Below are 7692 nucleotides of genomic sequence, written 5' to 3'. Positions count from 1 at the left end.
CCATCGACCGCCCCCACTTGCGTCCGCCGGGATCATCCCCACATCATCGCGGTCATTGGCTCCGTCGAGGGAACACGCCCATGCTGACCCATCTCGCCCGCGCCGCCGGGGCGCTCGTGCTCGTTGTGCTGCTCGCCGCCTGCGGCAAGGACAACGCGACCGGTGTCGGCAAGATCAACGTCGACTGGACCGGTAACGACATCGCCATCGAGGCGGTGGAAGACCCGGATGTGAAGGGCGTGGTCTGCCACGTCGCCTACTTCAACCGCAGCCTGATCGACCGGCTGCAGCAGGGCAATTGGTTCGAAGACCCGTCCTACTCGGCCATCGATTGCGCCGCCTCGGGGCCGGTGACCATCGGCAACATCTCCACCTCGGCCGGCGGCCAGGAGATCTTCAAGCAGCAGCGCAGCCTGATCTTCAAATCGCTTCGCATCACCCGCGTCTACGACAAGGCCAACAACACCCTGCTTTATCTCGCCCATGCGCGCGAACTGCAGATGGGTTCGGGCAAGATGTCGCTCTCCGCCGTGCCGCTCAACGGCATCGACGTCACCTGGAGCAACGGCAAGCCGAGCTGATCCACCACATTGGGGTATCTCCCGGTGGCAGCTCTTGAGGCCAATTTGCGTCAAATCACGCGGTGACCGGTAAGGTCCCCACCACCCTCGCGGCTGCACCATCGATGATGCGTTTCGAGCAAGCAACCGCCTGCCTCTCGGACCTTGCTCCGGCATTGAGAAACGCGACACATCCGCGCCTTCGGCGGCAAGTGAGGTCACTCGATGTTCGCGATCTTCGGATTTTTCAACGGCACCTACGCGCCTCTGATGGCGAGTGTGGTGGCGTTCGTTGCCTTCTTCTGCATCGCCCGGCTGGTCAACGCGCGTCAGGGCGTGGCGTTCGCGTTCGCCTTCACCCCGCTGCTGGTGTTTTTCGCCATCGAGGCTGCCGCCGCGAACCTCTGAGTCCGGTCCCGCCCGAAACTTCGCGCCGATTGCCCGTACGGCGGAATGGCTTGGTCGGCGTCGCACTGAAAATACAAAGAATTTTTCCCGCCGGCGCTGCCGTCGCTGGCGGCAAACGCCGATAGTGTCTCCCAGCATGGCCCGAGCGAGCGGGCCGGAAGGGACTTAACGAAATGGCACTTCTCATCGGCGATACCGCCCCCGATTTCGAGGCGGAGACCACCCAGGGTCACATTCACTTTTATGACTACATCGACGGCAAATGGGCCGTGCTGTTCTCGCATCCCAAGAACTTCACGCCGATCTGCACCACCGAGCTCGGCTACACGGCCAAGCTGAAGCCGGACTTCGACAAGCGCGGTGTGGTCGTCCTCGGCCTCAGCGTGGACGAGCTCAAGAACCACGATGTGTGGTCCAAGGATATCGAAGAAACCCAAGGGGCCGCGCTCAACTTTCCGCTGATCGCCGACCCGACCCGCGAGATCGCCACCAAGTACGGGATGATCCATCCCAATGCCGACAATTCGCTGACGGTGCGCGCCGTCTATGTCATCGGCCCCGACAAGAAAGTGAAGCTCAAGATCGAGTATCCGGCCTCGACCGGCCGCAACTTCGACGAGATCCTGCGCGCCATCGACAGTTTGCAACTGACCGCCAGGCACTCCGTCTCGACCCCTGTGAACTGGAAGCCGGGTGAGGACGTGGTCATCGGGGGCAACCTCACCGACGAGGCCGCCAAGGCGAAATTCCCCGGCGGCTGGAAGGCGCCGCGGCCATATCTGCGCATCGTGCCGCAGCCGCAGGGCTGAGCACCGCACTATCTCCTGGTCGTCTCCTGACGAAGACTGCGGCCGCCTTTCGGGGCGGCCATTTTTCTTGAATCGCTGTTCTAGGCTGGACCTTTCAGGGCGTGTCGGATCGCGCCGAGCAGCATCATGATCCGTGCAAAGCCCATCAGCAGCAGCCCGCCCAGAAACGGCACCAGCGCCCAGTTCAGCGACGCCGCGGCCCGCCCCAGCGCCGGCAGCACCGCGTCGAGTCCGGAATTGTAGGCGGCAACGAGACTCTGCGTGATGGCCGGCGCATCGACGGCGGCGAGCACGACCGTGACGACGACCGAGATCAGCCCGATCAGATACAGCAGGATGGCAATCATTCCCGGTCCCCGGCCCGGTCAAGGAAACCCCGAGTAAAGAGACCGCCCCGCGTGTCGTCAATCGGACGGCCGGCGATCTGCACGCCAAAGCGCTCGCGCGTACCCGCGATAACCTGACACTGCGTCACGGTGCGGGAAATGCTCAGAGCTGGTCCTGGCGGATGAAGACGCGCACCCGCCGCGATCGCCCGGCCCAGGCCAGCAGCAGCCCGGGAACCCCGATCACCACCCACCCGGGACAGCCCAGGATCGCATCGACGATCGGCTTCAGGATCGGGCCGAACAGCCTGGTCGTCAGAAATTCATGAACCACAACAAGGCTTTGCGCGTTCACCTGGGTCCAGCTCTCACTCAGCGGCGTGAACACCAACGCATTGGCGCCCAGCGATTTCGTGCCATCGATGATGATCAGGATCACCGCGCAGGCGATGAGCAGGGTACCGATGATCCTGAGCAGGAGCCGCATGCTGCCCTCTTTCGCCGCCAGCACCACAAACGTCCAGCGAAACCTTTGGAGTTCGGCCCTTTTTGCATGCAGCGCGGCGCCCGCACAAGGGACGCAGCGGCCGCCTCGCTACCCCTCCACAGCCCATGATTTCCGGCACTTGCGGCGCGCCCGTCCATGAGTATATTGCCCGCGCCTTTGGAGGGGTGTTCCGCCCCCTCGTCCCGCCTTACGCGGCAAGGGCCAGCGTTGCCGGTCCCACCGGCGCCCGCCTCGCGCGGAGAGATGGCCGAGTGGTCGAAGGCGCACGCCTGGAAAGTGTGTAGGCGGGTAACCGTCTCAAGGGTTCGAATCCCTTTCTCTCCGCCATTCTCTGGTAACTGTGTATTTTCAATGGCTTAAGCTCCCGGAGAATTTCCGGGACTTGTGCACATGCATGATGCATGTGTCGTCCCGCTCCGGCCAACGGATATGAGCCGGGAGCAATCAATGGCGGCTAAATGCGCCTATGTGGAAAAGGTCGGCGCAATCTACTATGTGCGAAAACGGCTGCCGCGGGCCTGGCAGGGACGCGTTGCGGGAACGGTGCTGCGGTTGTCGCTGGGCACCAAGGATCGTGCCGAGGCGATCAGGCGGGGACTGGAGGCACTGGCGGTGTTCGAAGAGCTGCTTCGCATGGAGCCCCAGGAGGCGCTCAAGCACCTGACCCAGCGGCTGATCGACGAGCAGCTTCTGCAGCCGGCGGCCATGAGTGGAGCCGATCTGGTGCGGCGCCGGGCGCTGGGCAGCGTCGGGAACAAGATTATCCGCCGTGCCCGAGAGGAGCTTGGGCTGGGTGAGCATCTGGACACCGTCTACCAAGAGTTGGTCCATTTCAATCAGGCCACCGTGCAGGGCGAGGCGCTTTATGCGGCGCGACCGAAGGAGGCGGAGAGCCGGTCGGGGCCGTATCCAGCCGGAGTGGACCTGTCAGGTTTCGACCGAATCCTCGATGCTCTTGGCGCGGCACCGCGGCGGGAGGCGGCGTCGCGCCCGGTCGATCCGCCGGCTGCAAGCAGGCCGCCGGTGCCGTCATCGGCTACTCACCAGCCGGCACCGCCGCCGGTCAGTAGTGGGCCGGTCTACACACTACGCTACCTGATGACGGACTATCTCGGCCGGGAAGGCAAGACTACCGGCTCGGACAACCGGGCCAACATCGAACGGGCGGTCAAACTCTTCGAGGATTTGTGCCCCGAGGTGCGGACGCTGGCCGTCCCCGATATTCCGCTGGCGATCTGGGACCAGCTGCATGAGTTCGCTCAACTCATCCCACAGATGCGTGGTCGGGCCACGCCCGACAATCTCGTTGCCTTCACCCGACAGATGCAGGCCAAGGGAGGCGATTATCCCCGGCTTGGGGCGACGACGCTCAACTCCAATTATCTGGGCGCCATCACGCGGCTGGTCCGGCACGGCAACAGGCGGCGGATGTTTTCGTTTCAGGCGCCGTCACTGATGGTGCACGAGCGCCGGCGCGCCAGCCGGAGCTCCGGTCGGGCACCCTTTTCGGCCGAGGAGATCACGGCGATCACCAGCTGTCCCGTCTATGCGGGCAGCGCGTCGCGGCTGCACCGCTATTCGCCGGGGGACCGCGTCTTTGCGGACGACCACATCTACTGGGCGCCCCTGATCTCCATGCACACGGGCATGCGGATCACCGAGATCGGTATGCTGCGTCCCGCACAGATGCAGACCTGGTTCGGCCGGCCCACTTTGGTGCTCGAACTGGAGGACGGTGAGGCGGCCAATGATGAGGAAGGCTACAAGACGGGCAACGCCGTCCGGCGCATCCCCGTTCATCCGCATTTGGTCGAGATCGGCTTCCTCAAATTCTGGGAGCGACAGCAGGAACTTGGCCACGACCGGCTGTTTCCGAACTGGACGCAGCATCGCAAGGGTGCCGCGCGGGGACGGCCAGAGGTGCATTTCGAGGCTGACTTCTTCAATGCGCATCGCCTCAAATGGAATGTGCCCGCCCACCGCGCGGCCAAGCTGACATTCCATTCGTTCCGGGGTTTCTTCATCCAAGCGTGTCACGACGCGCGCGTCGACGCCTACACAATCCTCAAATGGGTCGGCCACGACGAGGACACCGAGGCGCAGACCAATGCGGTGCACCGGGGCTATATGAGCAAGGATCTGACGGTGGACGAGGTTGTCGCGATCGACCGGGTAATCATTCCGCTTGGGACGGGTTTGCGCGGAAAGGCTGAGATCGAAGCGATGCAATGAAAGCGAAGCTAAGTCGAGTTAGCTTCATTTTGGCCGGTTGTGTACCCAAGGACCGGCTTCCCGTTCTCTCCAACCTACCGCTTCAAAACCGCGGAGCATTCCCGCCCTCAAGGTCTCGGCCACCGGGCCAGCCGCGGGACGGATGCGGCGGCCGAACTATGGCGACGAGGTCGGGACTGACCCGGGGCGGAGTGGCGCCCTTGAGGCCAGACCAGGCGACGCGGCCGTAATGGGCCTGTGCGGTGTCGGCGTTGGCATGGCCCATAAGCACGGCGACTTCTTCGGGCGTCATGCCCATGGCGACGCAGTTGGCCCGCGCCTGATGGCGAACGGTATAGGCGGTGATGCGAGAGGAGCCGTCCCCGATCTCGGCACGGGCGATCCGGATGGCTTGCTGGCAGCGGCGGAGCAGGGAGTGGGTGGTGGCACCATCGGCGCGCTCGGCCGCGATCAGTCGCGCAAGATGCTTGAGCTCCGCGAGGTGGTGCGGCTCGAGATGCTCGAGGGGCAGGGCGTGAACAGGTTGCAGCCCACGTCTGTTGTCGGTCGAGTATTTGGCGGACCGCACTATGAAGCCGCCATTGGCAGTCCGGGTGAGGGACAGGAACTCGCTGGGGCGGGTGGCGAACTCGATGCCATATTCGAGCAGCCCTGCTGCGATCTGGCGGATCGGGGTGGCGTCGCGCAGCAAGACACCGACGATGGCGGATATCTCTCCCGGGCCGGCGGATTTGGGACGGCCGGCCGACGTCAGCGCAGGGACGCCGCTTTTGCGACGCGGGGCGGGCGTGTGGGTCTGCAGCAGGGCGTCGATGTGTTCGACCTCGTCGACCTCAATGCTGCCTTCACTCCAGCGGTCGCGCAAATGCTGACGAATGGCGGCATGGAACTGCTTCAGGCTGTTCCGGCTGTAGCACGAGGCGCGCTCTCCGAGGTCGACAGCCAGGTCATAGGCGTCGGCCTCCGCCCACCTGTGTCGCCGGCATAAAGTTTTGAGCATGCTGGCGAAGCGGACCCGGTAGCGGGCCTCGGTCTCGGCTGTCCGGGTTTGCACATGACCGCCGGCATCGCTGCGGCGCAGGCAGTCGGGGAGGGGGTCGGTTGAAGGCATCATTTTCTGGGCCGGCTATGTTACAGTGCTGCGACTGTAACCCTCAGCCTTGCAAGAATCCCGCGCTCAGTATGCCAGGGACTTTTCGTCCTCTATCGGCCCTACCGTGTGCTGCGGGCTGCTATCGCCTTTCGACCAACTGCTTGCCGGTCAAGTCTACTCTTGCGACCAGGCGCGAGGATGAGGTCGAGTTCCTGCAGCAGGAGCTTGCCTTTCCGGGAGACGGCGACATAGCGGATCCGGCGATCCTCGGCGTCGCTCTGTTTGTCGATGAGGCCCAGTCCAGTTTCCCCCAGCAGGTCGATCTGACGGGCGATGGTGGGGTATTTCTGGTTGGGCGAGCCTTCGACAATGTCGGAGACCGACACCCGGCTTCCCCTCTCAGCAGGTGCGAGCCCGACGCGCAGCAACGTCGACAGCATCGATACGGTCATGTTCGGATATCGGATCTGGGCCGTTTCCAGCGCCTGTCCGAACCGTTCGAGCTCGGGGCTGTCGAATGGCTCGCGTGCATTCAGAAAGAAGAAGAACATGCCGCCGGCACCCTGAGCTTGACTCGCGATGAAGGTTGCCACGATATTATATCAATCGAGAATAGCAAGCAGCAGGATCATGCCCGTTCCAGCCCTGGGCGGCTTTATCACACGAGAATCTCCGGTTCCGTCCCTGCACGGCCGGGCGTTGGGGGTGATCAACCGGGCTCGCCTGGATGGAACCTCCGTCGTGCTGGTGGCGAGCGGCAAGGGTGGGTGCGGCAAGACCACGTTGCTGCTCAACACCGCCGTCGGCTATGCGCGCGCGAGACGGCGAGTGCTGATCATCGATGCCGACATCGAGCAGCGCACCAGCCAAAAATGGCCGCGACCGGCGAACCTGAACAACCCGACCGTGGTCGAGTGCGCTCCCCGGGACATTCTGGAGACCCTCGCAGCCAACATTGCCGGTTCAGACATGGTGCTCATCGACCTGCCGGGGCGGGATGTGCTGGCGACCGGCCCTGTCATGGAGGTCGTCGATCTTCTCGTCTCTCCCAGCAAGCCCACACATCAGGACATGCAGGAGCTGGGGCGGTTCATCCGCATCGCCCAGGCCAGGCAGGTGCCGCATCTGGTGGTGTTCAACGAGGCAAATCGGGAAGCAACAGCCGAGATCGAGGGGCTGAAGCAAGCGTTTGCCGAGTTTGCCCCCTTCCTGCCGATCGCCATGCAGCAGCTATCGAGCTATCGGCGGGTCTATCCCAATGGGCGAGGCGTGCTCGAGATCCAGACCTCAGATCCGGCCAGGGAGAATTTTGCCCGGGTGTTCGATGGCCTCAGGGGCGAGATCGCACGGGCCCACAGCCAAAGGATGGCCCTGCTGTGACAGGGTCCCCAAGCCTCCCGGCGGGCAGTTTGGCCGAGATGATCGAGGCGGCTGCGGCAGGGCGTGGAGCAGACGCTCCACGCAGCATCCAGGATATGGCGTGCACCTCCTGCCGGGTTCCTCGGGCGGTGCTGGACGAGGTCGCGAAGTTGACCCGCGACAACGGGATGAGCGTCAGCATGCTGATCAACCTGCTGCTCGATGCGCATCTGCGCGGGCAGGGCCGGCCTGGCTATGATGAGCTGGCGCCCTGGTATCCGGACTATGTCATGCGCCGCGGCCAATCTAACAGGCCGTAGGTCCCGTCGCCACTACCGCTTGACACCACCCGCCAGGCTGGCACCCGTTCGATGCCACGATGCCACGATGCCACGAT

At 63.9% G+C, this 7692-nt stretch carries 10 protein-coding genes and 1 tRNA gene; 7 read left to right on the top strand and 4 right to left on the bottom strand.

The annotated features are described in order from the left end of the window. The first annotated feature begins 80 nt into the window (after positions 1–80). The 3 genes from VHB27_RS10815 to VHB27_RS10805 all read left to right on the top strand — a co-directional run bounded on the left by VHB27_RS10815 (position 81) and on the right by VHB27_RS10805 (position 1777). A complete protein-coding gene (locus VHB27_RS10815; protein WP_325600166.1) occupies positions 81–581 on the top strand; it encodes a CreA family protein in 501 nt (166 codons plus the stop codon). 204 nt (positions 582–785) lie between these two features. Then, positions 786–968: a hypothetical protein gene (locus VHB27_RS10810; RefSeq protein ID WP_325600164.1), complete on the top strand. Its 183-nt coding sequence runs from the start codon at positions 786–788 to the stop codon at positions 966–968. 173 nt (positions 969–1141) lie between these two features. Next, complete coding sequence (locus tag VHB27_RS10805; RefSeq protein WP_325600162.1) at positions 1142–1777, top strand: peroxiredoxin; 636 nt, start codon at positions 1142–1144, stop codon at positions 1775–1777. Positions 1778–1857: 80 nt separating this feature from the next. On the opposite strand, the gene VHB27_RS10800 is transcribed toward VHB27_RS10805, so the two are convergent. After that, on the bottom strand, positions 1858–2124 hold the full coding sequence (locus tag VHB27_RS10800; protein WP_325600160.1) for a hypothetical protein: 267 nt from the start codon (positions 2122–2124) through the stop codon (positions 1858–1860). Between the two features lie 142 nt (positions 2125–2266). Continuing rightward, positions 2267–2617, bottom strand: a complete 351-nt coding sequence (locus VHB27_RS10795) for a hypothetical protein (RefSeq protein ID WP_325600158.1) — start codon at positions 2615–2617, stop codon at positions 2267–2269. A gap of 231 nt (positions 2618–2848) precedes the next feature. Here VHB27_RS10795 and VHB27_RS10790 point away from each other — a divergent pair. Both VHB27_RS10790 and VHB27_RS10785 read left to right on the top strand, forming a co-directional pair. Further along, positions 2849–2938, top strand: a tRNA-Ser gene (locus VHB27_RS10790). A 120-nt stretch (positions 2939–3058) separates the two neighbouring features. Next, positions 3059–4843, top strand: coding sequence for a site-specific integrase (locus VHB27_RS10785; RefSeq protein WP_325600156.1), 1785 nt, complete (start codon positions 3059–3061; stop codon positions 4841–4843). 82 nt (positions 4844–4925) lie between these two features. Here the strand turns inward: VHB27_RS10785 and VHB27_RS10780 are convergent, their stop codons facing one another. Together VHB27_RS10780 and VHB27_RS10775 are read right to left on the bottom strand one after the other, a co-directional pair. After that, positions 4926–5957, bottom strand: coding sequence for a hypothetical protein (locus VHB27_RS10780; RefSeq protein ID WP_325600154.1), 1032 nt, complete (start codon positions 5955–5957; stop codon positions 4926–4928). Between the two features lie 98 nt (positions 5958–6055). Then, a complete protein-coding gene (locus tag VHB27_RS10775; protein WP_325600152.1) occupies positions 6056–6529 on the bottom strand; it encodes a hypothetical protein in 474 nt (157 codons plus the stop codon). Between the two features lie 37 nt (positions 6530–6566). On the opposite strand from VHB27_RS10775, the gene VHB27_RS10770 reads away from it, so the two are divergent. Next, complete coding sequence (locus tag VHB27_RS10770; RefSeq protein WP_325600150.1) at positions 6567–7316, top strand: ParA family protein; 750 nt, start codon at positions 6567–6569, stop codon at positions 7314–7316. A gap of 95 nt (positions 7317–7411) precedes the next feature. Beyond that, the gene (locus VHB27_RS10765; protein WP_325600148.1) at positions 7412–7615 is read left to right on the top strand and encodes a hypothetical protein; all 204 of its coding nucleotides are present in this window, start codon (positions 7412–7414) and stop codon (positions 7613–7615) included. The last annotated feature ends 77 nt before the right edge of the window (positions 7616–7692 follow it).

This window comes from Rhodopila sp. (genome assembly GCF_035548235.1).
Classification (GTDB): domain Bacteria; phylum Pseudomonadota; class Alphaproteobacteria; order Acetobacterales; family Acetobacteraceae; genus Rhodopila.
The sequence above is the reverse complement of the archived record's forward strand: the minus strand, read 5'-3'. Positions and strand labels throughout refer to the sequence as shown.

Bases quoted from the DNA above. Each gene is read 5' to 3' on its own strand.
- VHB27_RS10800 (WP_325600160.1), bottom strand. From the start codon at position 2,124: ATGATTGCCATCCTGCTGTATCTGATCGGGCTGATCTCGGTCGTCGTC.
- VHB27_RS10810 (WP_325600164.1), top strand. From the start codon at position 786: ATGTTCGCGATCTTCGGATTTTTCAACGGCACCTACGCGCCTCTGATG.
- VHB27_RS10805 (WP_325600162.1), top strand. From the start codon at position 1,142: ATGGCACTTCTCATCGGCGATACCGCCCCCGATTTCGAGGCGGAGACC.
- VHB27_RS10770 (WP_325600150.1), top strand. From the start codon at position 6,567: ATGCCCGTTCCAGCCCTGGGCGGCTTTATCACACGAGAATCTCCGGTT.
- VHB27_RS10780 (WP_325600154.1), bottom strand. From the start codon at position 5,957: ATGATGCCTTCAACCGACCCCCTCCCCGACTGCCTGCGCCGCAGCGAT.
- VHB27_RS10785 (WP_325600156.1), top strand. From the start codon at position 3,059: ATGGCGGCTAAATGCGCCTATGTGGAAAAGGTCGGCGCAATCTACTAT.
- VHB27_RS10815 (WP_325600166.1), top strand. From the start codon at position 81: ATGCTGACCCATCTCGCCCGCGCCGCCGGGGCGCTCGTGCTCGTTGTG.
- VHB27_RS10765 (WP_325600148.1), top strand. From the start codon at position 7,412: ATGGCGTGCACCTCCTGCCGGGTTCCTCGGGCGGTGCTGGACGAGGTC.